Source organism: Novacetimonas hansenii, from assembly GCF_014843995.1.
GTDB classification, from domain to species: domain Bacteria; phylum Pseudomonadota; class Alphaproteobacteria; order Acetobacterales; family Acetobacteraceae; genus Novacetimonas; species Novacetimonas hansenii.
On record NZ_CP062147.1, the window covers coordinates 3,497,833 to 3,515,943 of the forward strand.

Annotated in this window: 11 protein-coding genes; 7 read left to right on the forward strand and 4 right to left on the reverse strand. The window is 65.2% G+C overall.

Translation table 11 applies throughout. From position 1 onward, the window contains the following. Positions 1-19: 19 nt before the first annotated feature. From IFJ82_RS15425 to metH, 3 genes are all read right to left on the reverse strand, one after another. Entirely contained in the window at positions 20-685 is a 666-nt protein-coding gene (locus IFJ82_RS15425) for a CvpA family protein (protein WP_225578712.1), read from the reverse strand. Positions 686-917: 232 nt separating this feature from the next. After that, positions 918-1,358 (reverse strand): nucleoside triphosphate pyrophosphohydrolase family protein, encoded by a 441-nt coding sequence (locus tag IFJ82_RS15430; RefSeq protein ID WP_075595685.1) that lies wholly within the window; start codon positions 1,356-1,358, stop codon positions 918-920. Between the two features lie 76 nt (positions 1,359-1,434). Then, the gene (gene metH / locus IFJ82_RS15435; protein WP_192265154.1) at positions 1,435-4,944 is read right to left on the reverse strand and encodes a methionine synthase; all 3,510 of its coding nucleotides are present in this window, start codon (positions 4,942-4,944) and stop codon (positions 1,435-1,437) included. Positions 4,945-5,205: 261 nt separating this feature from the next. On the opposite strand from metH, the gene IFJ82_RS15440 reads away from it, so the two are divergent. The 7 genes from IFJ82_RS15440 (at position 5,206) to IFJ82_RS15470 (ending at position 17,387) form a co-directional block, all read left to right on the forward strand. Next, positions 5,206-5,691 (forward strand): hypothetical protein, encoded by a 486-nt coding sequence (locus tag IFJ82_RS15440; protein ID WP_062808487.1) that lies wholly within the window; start codon positions 5,206-5,208, stop codon positions 5,689-5,691. Positions 5,692-5,768: 77 nt separating this feature from the next. After that, positions 5,769-8,024: a peptidase domain-containing ABC transporter gene (locus tag IFJ82_RS15445; RefSeq protein WP_192265156.1), complete on the forward strand. Its 2,256-nt coding sequence runs from the start codon at positions 5,769-5,771 to the stop codon at positions 8,022-8,024. Next, on the forward strand, positions 8,021-9,511 hold the full coding sequence (locus IFJ82_RS15450; protein WP_075625230.1) for an HlyD family type I secretion periplasmic adaptor subunit: 1,491 nt from the start codon (positions 8,021-8,023) through the stop codon (positions 9,509-9,511). The genes IFJ82_RS15445 and IFJ82_RS15450 overlap by 4 nt, the downstream gene beginning before the upstream one ends. 12 nt (positions 9,512-9,523) lie before the next feature. Next, positions 9,524-11,467, forward strand: a complete 1,944-nt coding sequence (locus IFJ82_RS15455; protein WP_192265158.1) for an SEL1-like repeat protein — start codon at positions 9,524-9,526, stop codon at positions 11,465-11,467. Continuing rightward, positions 11,454-14,531, forward strand: a complete 3,078-nt coding sequence (locus tag IFJ82_RS15460; protein ID WP_225578713.1) for a glycosyltransferase — start codon at positions 11,454-11,456, stop codon at positions 14,529-14,531. The genes IFJ82_RS15455 and IFJ82_RS15460 overlap by 14 nt, the downstream gene beginning before the upstream one ends. Before the next feature lie 142 nt (positions 14,532-14,673). Then, complete coding sequence (locus IFJ82_RS15465) at positions 14,674-15,993, forward strand: hypothetical protein (RefSeq protein WP_192265160.1); 1,320 nt, start codon at positions 14,674-14,676, stop codon at positions 15,991-15,993. Positions 15,994-16,070: 77 nt separating this feature from the next. Further along, a complete protein-coding gene (locus IFJ82_RS15470; protein ID WP_192265162.1) occupies positions 16,071-17,387 on the forward strand; it encodes a glycosyltransferase family 4 protein in 1,317 nt (438 codons plus the stop codon). A 72-nt stretch (positions 17,388-17,459) separates the two neighbouring features. On the opposite strand, the gene ppa is transcribed toward IFJ82_RS15470, so the two are convergent. Next, positions 17,460-17,987, reverse strand: coding sequence for an inorganic diphosphatase (gene ppa, locus IFJ82_RS15475; protein ID WP_003617200.1), 528 nt, complete (start codon positions 17,985-17,987; stop codon positions 17,460-17,462). Positions 17,988-18,111: the final 124 nt, after the last annotated feature.

Genomic DNA, 18,111 nt, shown 5'->3' on the forward strand with positions numbered 1-18,111 from the left:
GCGGGGACCGGCGGAAGGTTCAGATTGGCGCGTCATGACGCGTTCGCGCCGGTTGCGCAAGATGTGGTGTGATGGAATCGGACGTAAAATGCGACAGGTACGTCGTACTGTCGCCGATAAGGGGGACAATCCGGCTGTCATTCATGGCGTCGGGCCATGCGTCCTGCGGCATGAGAAAAGACACCGCCATATACAGTGCAAGCAGGCACGCATACCCGCGCAGCACCCCGAACAGCAGCCCCAGCGCCCTGTCGATTCCACCCAGGACGGAACCACGCACGGCCTGACCCGACAGATGGGCTGTCGTGATGAAAACCACAAGGAGCGCGATGAACATTATCCCCAGCGCGGCCGCACGCGCCAGCAGCGGCGTATGTATCCATTGCGCGGCATAGGGAATGAGGAAACCGTGCCAGCTTAAAGACAGGACGCCCGCCATGGCCCATGCGGCAATGCCCAGCACTTCGCGTGAAAAGCCACGCACGGCGCCAACCACCGCCGACAGCCCGACAATGGACAGGCAGGCAATGTCGATCCAGTTCATCCGCCGCAAAACAGGCAGGGAGGGATCAACCGGGCAAAAATCCTGCGTGCCCCAATGGCAGGCACGCTGCGGGCATGGACCCGATCCATGGATCGCGCTGTTCCTTCTGTTCCGGCGGGAATACAGGGCGTCCGCACCCATGGCGATGCCCCGCCGCCGGGGTGCTTATGCCATCTGCCTGTTACGGTTCATAGGGGGAAAACCATCAATTCATCCCCCGCATGACCAACATTGCGGATGAGAGGCAGAACCGCTGGCGGAAAGATAGAAATCTCTGGTGTCGCCTCTTTTAAAATGCGGCACTTCTTTTGGGGAGGGGCACAAAACTCGCCAGAAAATTCTTTTGTTTTCCATGCGCGGCGCAGGATGGACCTTACGGCAGTTTGGTCGTGCGGATCTTCCACGGGCGACGGCGCAGGACGGGGGCCGTGTTCTGCCGTTCGGCCGTGTTCAACGCCAGCAACAGGTTGCCCATGCGCGTACGACGGTCCAGTTCGATCCAGACATCCTCGGGGTTGACGCCACACGCCACCCATGTCCGCACCAGTTCGGACAGGGCATCGGCACTGTGGCGCACCAGTTCGCCATGTTCCTCGGTCATCAGCGCCAGCAGGCACTGTTCGGCATGGATGGTGAACTGCCGCGCCGCCGCGCGGATATGCGCCAGTTCCCGTGCATCGGGCGCGATCCCCGCAGGGGCCGCGCCGTCATTGCCCGCCCGCGCGCGCAGGCGTTCATAAAGCCGCGCCATCACCTTCCCGGCCCGCAGGCCAGAATCCGGATCGGCACGGTCAGGGGGGACGGGATGGGACATGGACCGATGATGGAGGCCAACGGGTCCGCGGTCAACAACGCGCACGCGGCATCACCTGCGCGCGCGATGCGCCCCATCAGATGGAGAAATATTTGGCGTGGGGGTTGAGGATCACCAGCGCGGAAGTCGACTGTTCGGGGTGAAGCTGAAAGCCATCCGTCAGCGTCACGCCAATTTTTTCAGCATCCAGAAGTTTCAGGATCGGTTCCTGCTCCTCCAGACGCGGACAGGCGGGATAGCCGAAGGAATAACGCGACCCGCGATAGCCCTGCTGCAGCAGTTTGTTCATGTCGCGCGCGTCCTCTGCCGCGAAGCCGAGTTCGGCACGGATGCGTTTATGGGTATATTCGGCCATCGCCTCGGCCATCTCCACCGACAGGCCATGCAGGTAAAGGTAATCCTGATACCGGTCGGCCTCGAACCACTGGCGTGCGATGTCGGACGCCTTCTGCCCCACGGTCACGACCTGCAGGCCGATGACGTCGCGCTGCGCATCGTCGATGTCACGCACGAAATCGGCGATACATTCCCCATCCGCGCGCGGCTGGCGCGGCAGGGTGAAACGGGCCACCGGCGTCGTGCCATCGGCATCGAACAGGATCAGGTCATTCCCCTCGCCCGCCGCCTTCCAGTAACCATAGGACGCCTGCGGGCGCAGGATGTCATCCTGCGCGCACATCGCCAGCATGCGGCGCATGACCGGGCGCAGTTCCTGCCGCGCCCAGACCATGAATTCATCCAGGGAACGCCCCTGTTTACGAAACCCCCACTGGAACTGGTACAGCGAACGTTCATTGAGGAACGGCAGCACCGCTTCAGGCGTCGCTTCCAGCACGCGCGCGCCCCAGAACGGGGGGGCAATCACCGGTTCATCACGCGTCAGGCGTTCGCGCCGCGCACGCACGGCGGGAATGTCGGCGGGGGCAAAGCCACGATTTTCCGCCTGTTCCAGATCACGTGGCGTGCTGCGTGCGGCCTTGGTTGCGCGGCGCGACTGGATGGCGGCGATATAGGCATCGAATTCGCCCTTCACCACCTTGTCCATCAGCGACAGCCCGTCGAACGCGTCGCGGGCATAGGCCACGCGCCCGTCCTCGCCATAGGCAGCGACGCAGTCCTCTTCCACATAATTGCGGGTCAGTGCGGCCCCCCCAAGCAGGATCGGCGTTTCGATCCCCTGACGGTTCATTTCCTCCAGGTTCTCGCGCATGATGACGGTCGATTTCACCAACAGCCCGGACATCCCGATCGCATCGGCACCATGTTCGCGCACGGCGGCGATCATGTCCGCCACCGGCACCTTGATGCCAAGGTTGATCACGCGATAGCCGTTGTTGGTCAGGATGATGTCCACCAGGTTCTTGCCGATGTCATGGACATCGCCCTTGACCGTCGCCAGCACCATCGTGCCGCGCGCCTGTCCTTCCTTGCGCTCCATGTGCGGTTCAAGCCACGCGACGGCGGCCTTCATCGTCTCGGCGGACTGCAGGACGAAGGGAAGCTGCATCTTGCCCGACCCGAACAGTTCGCCCACCACCTTCATCCCGTCGAGCAGGACGGTATTGATGATATCCAGCGGGGCCATGTCACGCATCGCCTCTGCCAGGTCATCCTCCAGCCCCTTGCGGTCGCCATCGACGATACGGTCCTTCAGGCGTTCCGCCGCCGTTTCGGCACGCACCTTTTTCACCGCATCAGCGGCCTTGCGGTCCGCGAACAGTTCAAGCATGCGCTGCAACGGGTCATATCCCGGCGCACGGCGGTCAAAGATCAGGTCCTCGGCCACCTTCACCTCTTCCTCCGCGATCAGGTGCAGCGGACGTATTTTCGAAACATGCACGATCGCCGCCGTCATGCCTGCGCGCACCGCATGGTCAAGAAAGACGGAATTGAGCACCGCGCGCGCCGCCGGGTTCAGCCCGAAGGAAATGTTCGACAGGCCCAGCACGATCTGGATGTCGGGGAAACGCTCATGGATCAGGCGGATACCCTCCAGCGTCCACAGGCCCAGCTTGCGGTCGTCCTCCACCCCCGTGCCGATGGTGAACGTCAGCGGGTCGATCATCAGGTCGGCCTGCGGCAGGCCATGCTGGTTGCAGGCATAATCAACCAGGCGCGTGGCGATGCGCAACTTGTCCTCGGCCGTCTTGGCCATGCCCACTTCGTCAATGGTCAGCGCGATGACCGATGCACCGAATTTACGCGCCAGCTTCAGGCGGTCATTGGCGGCAGCTTCGCCATCCTCGAAATTGATCGAATTGATGATCGGCTTGCCGCCATGCAGCTTCAACGCGGCCTCGATGACCGGGGTTTCTGTCGAATCGATCACCAGCGGCGCATTGACCGAGGAGGTGAAGCGGGTGATGACCTCATTCATCTCGCGCATTTCATCGCGCCCGACGAACGCGGTGCAGATATCAAGCGCGTTGGACCCTTCGGCCGCCTGTTCGCGCCCGACGGCGACACAGCCATCCCAGTCGCCCGCTTCCTGCAACTGCCGCCATTTCTTCGACCCATTGGCGTTGCAACGTTCCCCGATGGAGAAATAGCTGTTTTCCTGGCGCAGCGGCACCTGCGAATACAGGCTGGCGACAGAGGGGATCCAGACCGGCCTGCGCGGCACGGGGGCAGGACGCAGGCTGCCGCCCGCCTCCTGCGCACGGCGACGCAGCATCGCGTCAAGCGCCTGCGTATGCGGCGTGGACGTGCCGCAGCACCCCCCGATCAGGTTCAGCCCGTCCTCGACAATGAAGCGTTCGACCCATGTTGCCATATCCTGTGGCGTCAGGGGATAATGCGTCTTGCCATTGACCAGTTCGGGCAGGCCGGCATTGGGCTGGACCGAAATCATGCCCGGCCAGTTTTCCGACAGCCAGCGCACATGTTCGGCCATTTCCTGCGGCCCCGTGGCGCAGTTCAGGCCCATCACCGGCACATCGAGCGCATTGACCACCGTTGCCGCCGCCCCGATATCGGGACCGACCAGCAAGGTGCCGGTGGTTTCCACCGTGACCTGCACGAAAATGGGGGTATCGGTGCCCAGTTCGGCGCGCGCGATCTTGCCCGCGTTGACCGCCGCCTTGATCTGTAACGTATCCTGACACGTCTCGATCAGCAGGCAGTCCACGCCACCTTCGATCAGGCCACGGCACTGTTCCGCAAGCCCGGATTCAAGCGTATCATAATCAATATTGCCCAGCGACGGCAGCTTTGTCCCTGGCCCGACCGACCCCACGACATAGCGGTGGCGGCCATCCGAAAACTGCTCCGCCGCCTCACGGGCAAGATGGGCGGCGGTGCGGTTGATCTCACGCGCCCGATCGGAAAGCCCGAATTCCCCCAGCGTGATGGGAGAGCCACCAAAGCTGTTGGTTTCCACCATGTCAGCCCCGGCCTCGAAATAGCCACGGTGGATTTCACGCACCAGTTCGGGCCGCGACAGGTTCAGGATTTCGGTGCAGTTTTCCTGCCCCCAGTAATCACGCTCCACCTCCAGATCGAGAAGCTGGACGCGCGACCCCATCCCGCCATCACACAGCAAGACCTGATCACGAAGGGCGTCAAGGAGATGGGGACGAGTGGTCATGGGTATCCTGATCTGTCATATGCGCAAAAGATGTTACCGCGCCGCGAACGGGGCCGCATGGAGGATGAATTGCAAACGGTATCGCAAACATACCGGTCCACGCCCACTTATTCCCTCACTCCCGCATGCCTGTCCAGTTCGGGCATGCGGGAGTGACGCACTTCGCGCCACACCCCCGCCCGCCCGCGACGTTCCGGCCAGGTGCCGGGCGGCACACAGGGTGGGCGCCGGGCCATACGATATCACATAAGGATACCCGTCATGCACAACATCGCGCCACGCCCCGATATGGACGTACATGATGCGCATGGAGCACATGACGGACGCATCCGCCTTGAACTGCATGCCACCGCCGCCCCCCTTCCCCCACCTGATGCCCATACCGTACTCGTGCGCGTCGGGCCTGTGCCCCACGCGGTGCCGCCCCACGCGATGCCCCTGGCGACGTTGACGACGGATGGACAGGCGGCGGACGGGTGGGCGGCGGTGGAAATCCTGCCCACGCCCTCGCCCACCGCGTTCGGGCATGGGCCGGGATGTGGGTGCTGTCTCGGGCGCGGCGGAATCGGCACGCTGCTGGGCGCATTGTTCCGCAGGCGCGCGACAGGTGGGATCACATGGTTCACGCGCGTGGTGGTCATCGCCGACGCCGCCTTCGTGCCCGCGCTGCGTCGCGACGTCACGACCGACGTCGTTGTCCGCGCGCGTTATCGCGTGGTTGACGCCACGGATATCGAAAATGCCTAGGCGTTAAGAAACATTTTGCTTTCTGGACCTAGTTTGCAGGCTTCATCTGGCCAAAGTCTTGCAAGCAGGGGATCGCCGTGGGCTATCTGGACCCGAAGACAGATCCCGCCCTTCCCCCACCGGAAGATGACCCCCACGCATCCGTCACGGTACGGTTGCAGGCGGTGGTTCGGGCGGCGAAATTTCATGGTATCGACCTGGAGGTCCGCGATTACCGGGCGGAACCGGGCGAGGAGGTTCCCTCCGTCGCGTCCCTTGCCCGCTGGCTGGAAGAAAACGGCCTGAGCGCACGCGGGATGCACATGCCGTGGGCCACATTGGTCCAGATGCGCGACATCCCGCCCATCGTGCTGATGTTCACCGACGGTTCGGCGGGGCTGATGGTTGGCGCGGATGCCGGTGACGGCGTCGTCTGGCTGGTGGACCCGTTCGCCCCGGACGGCAGCGCACCTGTGGCGGTGGACGAACTGCGCATGCACCAGGCATGGACAGGCGACGTCCTGCTGGTGCGTGCGCGTAGCGAGACGCGCCAGTCCGAACCCCCGATCGACGCCGCATGGCTGGCGCGCATGGTGATGGGCGAACGTTCCCTGCTGCGCAATATCATCCTGGCCTCCATGGTCATCAGCATCCTTGCGATCTTCCCGCCGCTGATCGTCATGCAGGTGATCGACCGGGTTGTGAACTACCACTCCATGGCGACGCTGATTTCCATCAGCGGGCTTGTGATCGTCATGAGCTTCTATGAAACCCTGCTGACCTACGGGCGGCGGGAACTGACGCTGGTGATCAGTACGCGCCTTGATACCAAAATCTCGCTCACGGTCTTCGACAGGCTGCTGGCGCTGCCTCTGGAATTTTTCGAACGTGCGCAGGCGGGCAACATCATCGGGCGCGTGTCCGCCATTTACAAGGTGCGTCAGTTCATGACGGGGCGGCTGCTGTCCACCTTCCTTGACCTTTTCACACTGGTGGTGATCCTGCCGCTGCTGTTCTGGCTCAGCGCGACGCTGGCATGGATGACGATCGCCGCCGCCGGCGCAATCGGGCTGGTGGTCGTCATCGGCATGGCCCCGATGGGCCGGTTGGTGGGACGGCAGGTCAACGCGGAAATGGCGCGCAACGCCGTCATGTATGAAACCGTCTCGGGCATCCGCACCATCAAGACGCTGGCGCTGGAACCAAGCCGTCGCCACCTGTGGGACGAACACACCGCCGATGTCGTGCGCACCTCGCTGGCGTCGGGGCGGATGGGCAACTGGATCAACATGATGGTCATGCCGCTCGACCTGTTCATCAATCGCGGCATCATCCTGATCGGGGCTTATCTGGCCATCAGCTCCACCTCCACCGGGCTGGAAGCCGGGGCGCTGATGGCCTTCAGCATGCTTGGCGGCCGGGTCGCGGCCCCCCTGGTGGGGCTGGCGCGCCTGATCGACGATCTCAACGATGTCCGCGCCTCCCTGGGCGAGGCGGGATCGGTGCTGAACCGCCCCACCGAGACGCAGGCCCTGACCACCGGCATGCGCCCGCCCATCCACGGGGCGCTGTCTTTTTCCGATGTCTGCTTCACCTATCCCGGCGCATCCACACCCGCGCTGTCGGATGTCACATTCAATGTCCCGGCGGGCACCATGCTGGGACTGGTGGGACGCAGCGGGTCGGGCAAATCCACGATCACGCGCCTGCTGCAGGGCGTCAGCCGGTCCTATACCGGCTATCTCCGGCTTGACGGGATCGACCTGCGTGAAATCAACCTGACCTACCTGCGCCGGTCGTGTGGGGTGGTGTTGCAGGACAACTTCCTGTTCCGTGGCACCATCCGCGACAATATCGTCGCCGGCCGGCCCGGCCTGACGATGGAGGCCGTGGTCCGCGCGGCCCGCCTTGCAGGGGCGGAAGAGTTCATCGAACGCATGCCCGCAGGGTATGAAACATGGATCGAGGAAGGGTCCACCAACATCTCCGGCGGGCAGCGCCAGCGCCTTGCCATCGCGCGGGCGGTGATTTCAGACCCGCGCCTGATGATCCTGGACGAGGCGACATCCGCCCTTGACCCCGAAAGCGAGGCTCTGGTCAACGCGAACCTGCAACGCCTGGCGCATGGGCGCACGATGGTCATCGTCTCCCACCGGCTGTCATCGCTGATGGAATGTGACCAGATCTGCGTGATGGATCAGGGCAAGGTGGTCGATATCGCCCCGCATGCGGTCCTGCTCCGGCGATGCGAGATCTATCGCACCCTGTGGCAACAGCAGAACCGGCACCAGTCGTCCCCCCCAGCCGCATCGGGCGAAGACATGCTGCCCGACCTTCATGAGCCCGAAGAATGAGCGAGCGCGACATGCCCCCCCATGATGCCAGCGCCCCGGATGGCGGCACACACGGCGCGACAGGTGCCGATACCGGCCGCAGGCTCGCCCGCCTGCTCCCCCGTGCCGACAACGACACGACACCGGCGATGCCGCCCGGCCTGCTGGAGTTCTATTCCCCCAGCGCGGCGCTGATCGACATGCCGCCACAGGATGCGGCGCTGTATATCATCTGGGTGATCGGGGGGCTTGCCATTGCGGGCCTGCTGGTGATGACGTTCCTGCCGCTGGATCGCGTGGTCATGACCAACGGGCGGCTGGTCGCGGCGGATGGCACCCTTGTGGTGCAGCCACTGGAAACGTCGATCATCCGTTCGATCGACGTGCATGAGGGGGATATTGTCCACAAGGGCGACGTACTGGCGCAGCTTGATCCCACCATCAGCGATGCCGACGTGGAAAACATGCGCAAGCAGGCCGCGTCCTATCGCGCGGAAGTGGCGCGCCTGACGGCGGAGGCGGCGGGCCACGATTACGCCCCGGACATGTCCGACCCGGCCTCGATACAGGAAGCGGCGGATTTCATGCGCCGCAGGTCCGAATATTCGGCCAAGGTGGCCAATTACGACCGCCAGATCGTCGGGCTGCAAAGCGACCTTCAGGGATATGAGGCCAGCACGGCGATGTATGCCGCACGCGCGAAGGTGGCAAGCGATGTGCGCGACATGCGCGTACGCCTGCAACACGAACAGGTCGGCAGCCGCCTGTCCACCCTTGCCTCGCAGGACAGCCTGATGGAGGTCGTGCGTTCACAGATCACCGCCCGCCACGACGCGGATGCCACACGCGCGCGCCTCGACGCGATGAAGGCGCAGCGCGATGGCTATATCGGCAACTGGCAGGCCACGATCTATCAGGATCTCAGCGTCGCGCAGCATCACCTTGCCGATGCGGACAGCAGCTATCGCAAGGCGATGCTGCACCATACGCTGGTGCAGATGCGCGCGGAAAAGGATGCCGTGGTACTCAGCATCGCGCGCCTGTCCACCGGATCGGTGCTGCAGGCGGCATCACCGCTGATGACGCTTGTGCCCGTTGACGGACGGCTGGAGGTGGAATCGGTGATGCGGGGGCTGGATGTCGGCTATGTCCGGCCCGGCGACAGGGCGTTGCTGAAATTCTCGGCCTTCCCGTATACGCAATATGGTGGGGCGGACGCGACGGTGCGCGTCATCAGCGCGGACTCCTTTGTCGGGGGGGGCAACAGTGCGGGCGGCATGACGGCGCAGGAGGGTGGCGCCCCGGATGTGACGGGCGACCCACAATCGGCCTATTACCGCGTGCGGCTGGCGATCGACCGTTATACCCTGCATGGCGTTCCACCCTTCTTCCGCCCACAGCCCGGCATGCCGGTGGAGGCAGATATCCATGTCGGGCGACGCACCATCATGCAGTACCTGCTGAACAAGCTGGTGCCTGCGATGACTGACGGCATGCGCGAACCCTGATTTGCCGGCACCATGAAAATCACGCGCGTTTTCGACCGTTTCTTTGCAGGTATCGCACCAAAGGCCGCCTACGAGCACGCCTGCCGCCTGCTTGAAGGGGGGGAAGCGGCGCGCGGGTTCGCCCTGCTGGGCCAGATGGCGCGCGAGGGGATGCCACAGGCGCAGTATCGCGTGGCGCAAGCCTATCTCGACGGGACCGGCACGCCGCTAAGTGTTCCCGAGGGCGCGCGGTGGCTGCTGCGCGGGGCGCAGGCGGGACATGCGGAGTCATGTTTTACGTTCGGCATGCTGCTGCTGCTGGACATCCCGCGCACGGACCAGGCGCAGACGCTGCTGCCTGGTGGGGAGGCAATGCCTGTCCCTGAGCACGACCCGGTGGAAGCCACGCGATGGATCGGCCGCGCGGCGGAAATGGGGCTGCCTGATGCGCAGGCGCTGTATGGTCACCTGCTGGCGAACGGGCCACAGGAATTACGCGACATCGCGGCGGCGGAACGCTGGAGCACCCTCGCGGCCGAAGCCGGATGCGTGCAGGGATATCTGGGGCTGGGCCTTGCTCGGTTGCAGGCGGATGCGGCGACGGCGATGGACGCCCTGCAAAGGGCGGCGGCAGGAGGGCTGGGCAGTGCGTGTTACGTGCTGGGCCTGCTGCATGAAACCGGGCGCGGGGGAAAGGTGGACCTTGGGGCGGCGGCGGAACTGTACCAGCAGGCCGCCGAACAGGATATCCGTCCCGCCTGCGCGCGTTATGGCATGGCGCTGCTGCGCGGACGGGGGGTGGCGCGTGATGTCCTGCGCGCGGAGACATGGTTGCGCCGCGCGGCCCTGCATGGCGACCGGGAGGCGGCAATCGTCGTGGGGGACCTGCATGCGCGCGGCATCGCCGAAATGGCCAGTGACCATGAGGCGGTTGCATGGTACCGGCGCGCGGCGGAGGGGGGACGCGCCGACGGGTGCCGCATGATGGCGATGATGTGCATGTCCGGCCGGGGCCTGCCCATGCCCGACCCACGCGCGGCGGCCCACTGGCTGCGCCGTGCGGTTGCATGTGGGGACGACGCGGCGACGGCGGACCTTGCCGCCATACTCGACAACATCGCGGACCAGCCCGCGCGCCACACACCATCCGGCAGGGACGGCGAGGCCGACGGGGATGAACACCGCACGCTGACGGACGGGTTCGCACGGGCGGCGGCGCGGGGTGATCCGGTCGCGGCCTTCAATTACGCCAAATGCCTTCTTGAAGGGTTCGGCCACGCCCCCGATCCCATCCACGCGGCGCAATGGATGCGTCAGGCGGCACAGGCAGGGGTGGTCAATGCGCAGTACTGGTACGGACGCATGCTGCTAGGTGGGCAGGGCGTAACGGCAGACACGGTGACGGGCCGCCACTGGATCGAACAGGCCGCATGCAGCGGCATGGCGGAAGCACAGGCCGTGGCGGCACAGATGCGCGTGACGGGACAGGGTGGCCCCCGTGACCATGCCGGTGCGCTGGCGCTGTATTACGAAGCTGCGCGACAGGGGCTGGCCGATGCCATGTTTTCGCTGGGGGCGATGTATGGTGGCGGGCATGACGTCCCCCCCGACCGCGCGCAGGCACAGCACTGGTTCGCCGAAGCCGCAAAAAGGGGCAACCCGCTGGCGCAACTGATGCTGGGGCGCTACTTCGCCCGGGGGCTGGCGGGCACGACCGACCTGGCGCGCGCGCGCATATGGCTGCGCCGCGCGCAGGCACAGGGCGTGACGCAGGCGACACGGGAACTGGCGCGCCTGTCCGTTGCCTGCGTGCCCGACATTGCCCCCGACATTTCGCATGGCGCCGCACATGCTCCCACCATTGACACCGCAAATGACGCCATAACGCCTGATACCATACGCACCGCCACCCCCATGGCCATGCCGGGGGAAGCCGCACGCAAGCAGGCATCGGGGGATGCACGTGCCACGCGATAATGCTGCGCCCCTTCCACCGGGGGACGCCCCCAGGGGGAAAAGTTCGGGGGAAAGTCCCCCCCACGACTCTTCCACCGGTGGGGATGCCCACGCCGCCATGCGCCATGCGCAATCACTGATCGCACGGGGGGAGGACGCCATGGCCGGGCCATGGCTGGAACGGGCGTGGCGTCTGGCGCCGCAGGATGCGGATATCGCATTCGCACTGGCGGTGGGCCGGATGGGCATGGGCGATCATGCGGGTGTCGTACGCCTGTTGCACCCCCTGATGCGCCGACATGACTTCCGCGAGGGGTGGACCCTGCTGGCGCTGGCGCATATCGCCCTTGCACAATGGGCGGATGCCCGCACGATCGTCGCCCATGTTCTGTCACGCCATGGGTTCGATGATGCCATCGGGGGCTGCGCCACACGGGTCTGCACCGCGCTGGACCTGCCGGGATGGATCGGCATGACCGGCGACGGGACCGTGCATTGGGGCGGTCTGCCCGCAGGCGTGGCCCCACACATGAAGACCGGGGATATCGCGGTCAGGGCCGACATGCGGGTTCCGCGTGATGGCCATGGATCGGCCACATCGTACGCCCTGCCCGACCGGGCCGCACGTGCTGCGACGATGACGGCCACGGACCCCCATGGGCGCGACCTGCTGGGCAGCCCGCTGCACCCCGCCGCCATCCGTCGTATCGTCGGGGCGGTCAGGCTTGACCGGGGTGGAATCCGGGGATGGGCATGGCACCCGGCAGACCCGGCGCATACGCCGCGCATCCTGATACGCGACGCCCATGGCGCGACACTTGTCCCCCCACACGACGCCACACAGGCCACGCCCCCCTGCCCCGGCCTGCCGCCACTGGCACGGCCACGCGCGTTCCACATTACACGCAACGCCCTGCCCGCCACCGGCTGCGTGCATGTGCAGACCCCCGGCGGATGCGACCTGCCCGGCAGCCCGATCCTGCTTGGCCCCCTGCCCACCCCACGGCGCGCGGGAACGACGCAGGCAGGCGCACGGCGTCGCGACATGCCGTCACGCAATGGGCGGGTGCATGTCATCATTCCCGCCCATGGCAACCGCGACCTGACACTGGCCTGTATCGACAGTGTCCTGCACGCCCGCCCGCAATCCGCCAGTGGCCTTGTGATGTCTGTCATCGTTGTGGATGATGCCACACCGGACCCCACGCTGGCCGCAGACCTTGACCGTCTTGGGACAACCGGTGCGATCACGCTGCTGCGCCATGCAACCAACAGGGGATTTCCCCATGCCGTCAATACCGGGCTGGCGCATGCGGGGGGGGATGATGTCGTCCTCCTCAACAGCGATGCCCTGGTCGCGCCGGGCTGGCTGGAGGAACTGGCGATCGTGGCATATGGGCGGCCCGACACCGGCACCGTCACCCCCTTTTCCAACGATGCCAGCATCCTGACATGGCCCGACCCGCACGCCGATACCGGCGATATCCCGCCCCCCGATGCACGACAGGTGCATATGCTGATGGACGCCGCACGCACCGCCAATGCGGGACGGGCGGTGGATATCCCCACCGCACATGGTTTTTGCATGTTTATCCGCCATGACTGTCTGGACGCGACCGGCCCGTTACGGACCGAGCTGTTCGCGCAGGGATATGGAGAAGAAAACGATTTCTGCATGCGGGCCACACGGCTGGGCTGGCGTCATGTCGCGGCCCCCGGCGCGTTTGTCGGGCATGTGGGCGGCGCATCGTTCGGAATGGCGCGCCATACGCTGATGCAACGCAATCTGTGGGTAATCAACCGCCTTTACCCCGGATATGACGCCCTGATCCGCGATCATGTGGCGCGCGACCCGCTGGCCCCCGCGCGACGGCGCATGGGGGTGGTGCTGTGGCGGCGCATGTCACGCGCGCAGGGGTTTTCGCGTGCCGTGGTGCTGGCCACCCATTCCATGCGCGGCGGGGTGGACCGTGTCATCACCGAACGCGCACGCATGTGGCGGGCACGGGGCATACGTCCGCTGATCCTGCGTCCCGCCAATGAAAGCTCCCCCCATGACACCCCAGGCTTCTGCATTGAGGAAGACTGCGACGGGACGCAGGGGCTGAAAATGCCGGTGCTGACATTCCGCTGGCCAATGGAACGCGATGCCCTGCTGGCCTTCCTGCGGACAGAGGGCGTGCGCGCCGTGGAATGGCACCATGCACTGGGCCATGGGCCGCGCCTGCGTGAACTGTGCATGGCGCTTGGCGTCCCCTATGAAATGTATGTGCATGATTATGCGCGACTGTGCCCGCGTATCGCCATGGTCGGGCCGTCGGGCCGTTACTGCGGGGAACCCGACATCGATGGCTGCACCCGCTGCGTGACGGCACTGGGCAGCCTGCTTGACCCCGATGGAGGGGAACACGAAGGGGACGGCGGCATCGTGGCCCTGCGCACCCGTTTCGGGCACGACATGGCGCATGCACGGCAGGTCATCGTGCCATCGCATGATGTCGCGCGCCGACTGGCGCGGCATTTCCCGGCGCAGGCCGTACATGTCCGCCCGCCTGAAGACGACCGCCCCACGCTTTCACTCCCCGAACTGGTGGCGGCCACCCCCGTGCCGCAGGATATGCACACCATCGCCGCACACCCACGCACGGGCCGGGTACGTGTCCTTGTGGCGGGCGCGATCGGGATGGAAAAAGGATATGACATCCTGCGTGACGCGGCGCGCGATGCACACGCGCATGGCCTGCCGGTGGAATATGTCGTTGCTGGATACACCGCCGACGACGCGCAACTGCTGGCGACGGGCCATGTCTTCATCACCGGACGTTATGGCGATGCCGAGGCCCTGTCCCTTGTCCGCGCGCAACAGGCGGATATCGGGTTCGTCCCCTCCGTCTGTCCTGAAACATGGTGCTTTACGCTGGGGCTGCTGTGGCGGGCGGGGCTGCCCTGCGTATCGTTCGATATCGGGGCGGTGGCTGAACGCATCCGCGCAACCCGGCGCGGGACCACCGTGCCGCTGTCGATGGGCGTTCACCAATTGAACATGTTTTTCATGTCTTATGGGCCGCGCACCCTGCCGCCCTGACCGGCAGGGCATGCCCGACCATGACACGCGATACAGCCAACGGGGGAAATCCGGCCTTGATCCGTAATCCGGCCCATGCCCGGCCTTTGACATGTCCTGTGCAGCCCACCCGCGCACATTCCCGCCAGCCGGACGCCCCCGCATGACCGGGCGGCCTGACCGAATCCTCAATGTCGGGGTCTCCGCGCAACTGATGCTGCTGGAACCCGGGACGTTCTGCATCTTTCACGCCCCCGTCGCCCGCCCGCCCGGGATGGGGGGGCTTGGCGGCCTGCCGGGGGTGCGCGTGACCCCTTCACCCACGGACCCGGATGGTGCGATCACGATCCGTGGCCTTGATGATGACGGGTGGCTTGGCCTCGATCGTGGTGCGGCGCTGGTGCGGGTGGACAACCGGCCCACATGGATACTGGTCACGACCTATCACGATCCCGCCCATGACGACGTGCGGCCCAATCTGCAGGTTGCCCGGCTTTATACCCCCACGACACCAGCCGCCGCGGCGGCGCCATTCGCCGCTCCGGCGACCGCGATGCAACAGGCTGCCCCCCGGCCCGCGACCGCCCCCCCCATCGCCGCACCCCAAACCGGTGGCAGCGGCATCGTCGCCCATATCCAGCGGCGCGGGGATGTGCATGTCACATGTGACGAATGGATGGGAACGGTCGGTGGCCATGCGTGGATTGAGGGTTTCTCCATCCTGCCCGACGATCCCGTCACACCGGGTCAGATCGAATACCAGGCCGTACTCGGACAGGGATGGTTCTCCCCCTGGGTGGAAGGGGGCACCTATTGCGGCAGCCGTGGCATGGCGCTGCCCCTGCTGGGACTGCGCGTGCGCCTGACAGGCAAGGCCGCGGAACAGTTCATATGCCGCGTCAGCGCCACCTTTATCGATGGCAGCCATATCGGACCGGTGGAGGATATCGCCGTCATGTCCGATGATCTGTCGCCACTCGAAGCGTTCAGGATCGAAATCACCCCGCGCACGGCACAGGACGACATGACGGGGGGCATCATGCCGGAAAATGCCGACATGGCGGTCGATATGGCGCATGATACGCAGGTACTTGATCTGCTTGATGAGGTATCAGCGGCACAAGCGGCGCCTGCGGCAACACGCACACGACGCGGCGGCCGCCCCGCGCGCAGGGATATGGCGGGGGAACAGGCTCCCTCCGCCATTGCTGCGGCCACCGCCCCACGCGCGGGCACAACGCGTGGCACCAAGAAAAGCCCGGCGAAAGTAACAGCGAAAACCGCATCCAGGGCGCGCACGCAGGCCATGGATGCACAGGCCGTGAATACACAGGCCAAGGACACACAGGTCAGGGACACGCAGGTCGATGCCACGGACATACCGCCCAGGGATATCCATCCCGGTCGCGGTCGCAAGGCGCCGGGTTCGCGGGTGGCGCTGCTCAAGGCACGCAAGAAGGCCGCAACCCGGCGCCGGACCTGACGCATCATGCCATCACCATGCCCACACCTGCCCCGGCCCGGCCCCGCGCCATGGGCGGGCACAGGGGGGCGTGACAGGTGAAATACCTGTTCGTCCACCAGAACTTCCCCGGACAGTTCCTGCACCTCCTGCGCCATCTTCATGCGCAGGGGGGCAATGAACTTGTTTTCATAAGCGAGACCGGGCAGGGCATGATGCCCGGGGTCAGGCGGGTGGGATACCGCATGCCCCCACCGGCAAAGGTTGGCGGGCCACCCCCCGTGGGTGAAATCGCCCATGCCATGCAACGCGCCGCACAGGTGGCGCAGGCGGCGCGCACGCTGCGTGACCTTGGCTTCGTCCCCGATATCATCATTGGCCATCATGGCTGGGGCGAACTGCTGGACCTTGGCGATGTATATCCCGGTGTGCCGATGCTGGGATATTATGAATTCTTCTATCATCCATCGGGGCTGGATGTCGGCTTTGACCCCGAATTCCCCTTCCCCGCGGCGTCGGCGCCCATGGTGCGTGCGCGCAACACCCTCAACCTGCAGGCACTGGCACAGCCGGGATGGGGCCATTGCCCCACACGCTTCCAACGCGACACCTATCCCGACTGGGCACGCCCACGCATTACGCTGCTGCATGAAGGGGTGGACCTGACGCAGTGCCGTCCCGACCCACGCGCCGCGACCCGTCCCTTCGCACTGGAGGATGTCCGCATCTCCCCCCGCGAAAAACTTGTGACCTATGTCGCGCGCGACCTTGAACCCTATCGCGGTTTCCATGTCTTCATGCGTGCGCTGCCGCGTATCCTGCGCGCACGGACGGATGTGCGGGTGATCGTGGTGGGGGGTGATGGCGTCAGTTACGGCACCCCGCCGCCCCAGGGGTGCTGGCGTGAGCGGATGCTCTCGGAACTGGGCGCATGGATCGACCCTACGCGGGTGCATTTCGTCGGCAGGCTGCCCTATGACCGTTTCATTGGCCTGCTGCAACGCTCCGACGCGCATGTCTATCTGACATATCCGTTCGTGGTGTCATGGTCCCTGCGGGAGGCGATGGCCTGCGGATGCGCCATCGTCGGCAGCGACACCCCACCTGTACGGGAATTCCTACAGGACGCCAGAACCGCGCGTCTGGTACCATTCCTGGAGCCAGGGCGCATCGCGGATGGTGTCCTTGAACTTCTGGAGGATCAGACGCTGTCACGGCGACTGCGGGGCAGGGTCCGTGCGGAAGCTGTCCGCACGCTGGACATGGGCGATTACATGGCCCGTTACATGGCGTTGATTGAACGCCTGACAGGGCACAAGGCCCCGGCACACAAGGCTGAGGCACACAAAACTGCGGCACACAAGGCCCAGACACGCAGGACCCCGACACGCAAGGCACGCGCCGTGGTGGCCTGACCCCCACGCACACGCAACCTGACGCAACCACGGGGGCGGTGGGACCGACCGGCCCGCCACCCCGTAATGGCATTATTTCTTGGTGACGGCCTTGATGGAATCCAGGATCGCCTTGCCGGCTTCTTCCTTGTCGGCCCAGCCGGACACCTTCACCCACTTGCCCTTTTCAAGGTCCTTGTAGCGCGTGAAGAAATGCTCGATCTCCTTCAGGGTGATCTCGGGCAGGTCTTCAAGCTTCTCGACCTTGGAATAGTACGGATGCACCTTGTCGTGGGGGACGCAGATGATCTTTTCGTCCTGGCCGCTTTCATCTTCCATCTTCAGCATGCCGATGGGACGCGCACGCACCACACAACCCGGCACCACGGCAGCCGGCAGCAGCACCAGCGCATCGGTCGGGTCGCCATCGGCCGCCAGCGTGTTGGGGATGAACCCATACGCCGCGGGATAGACCATGGGCGTGAACAGGATACGGTCAACGACGACCGCGCCGCTGTCCTTGTCGATTTCGTACTTCACGCCCGATCCCTGCGGGATCTCGATGACCACGTTGATGTCGTTGGGCACGTCCTTGCCCGGGGAAATCTTGGATACGTCCACTTTATGGCTCCTGCCATGCAAAGGGTTATTCTGTCGCTTTCGAATTCACACGCCTGATCCTGCGGGGCAACACCCCGCCATCACGCGTGTCCTGTCCATGCCCGATACAGTCAATCGCGCCCCA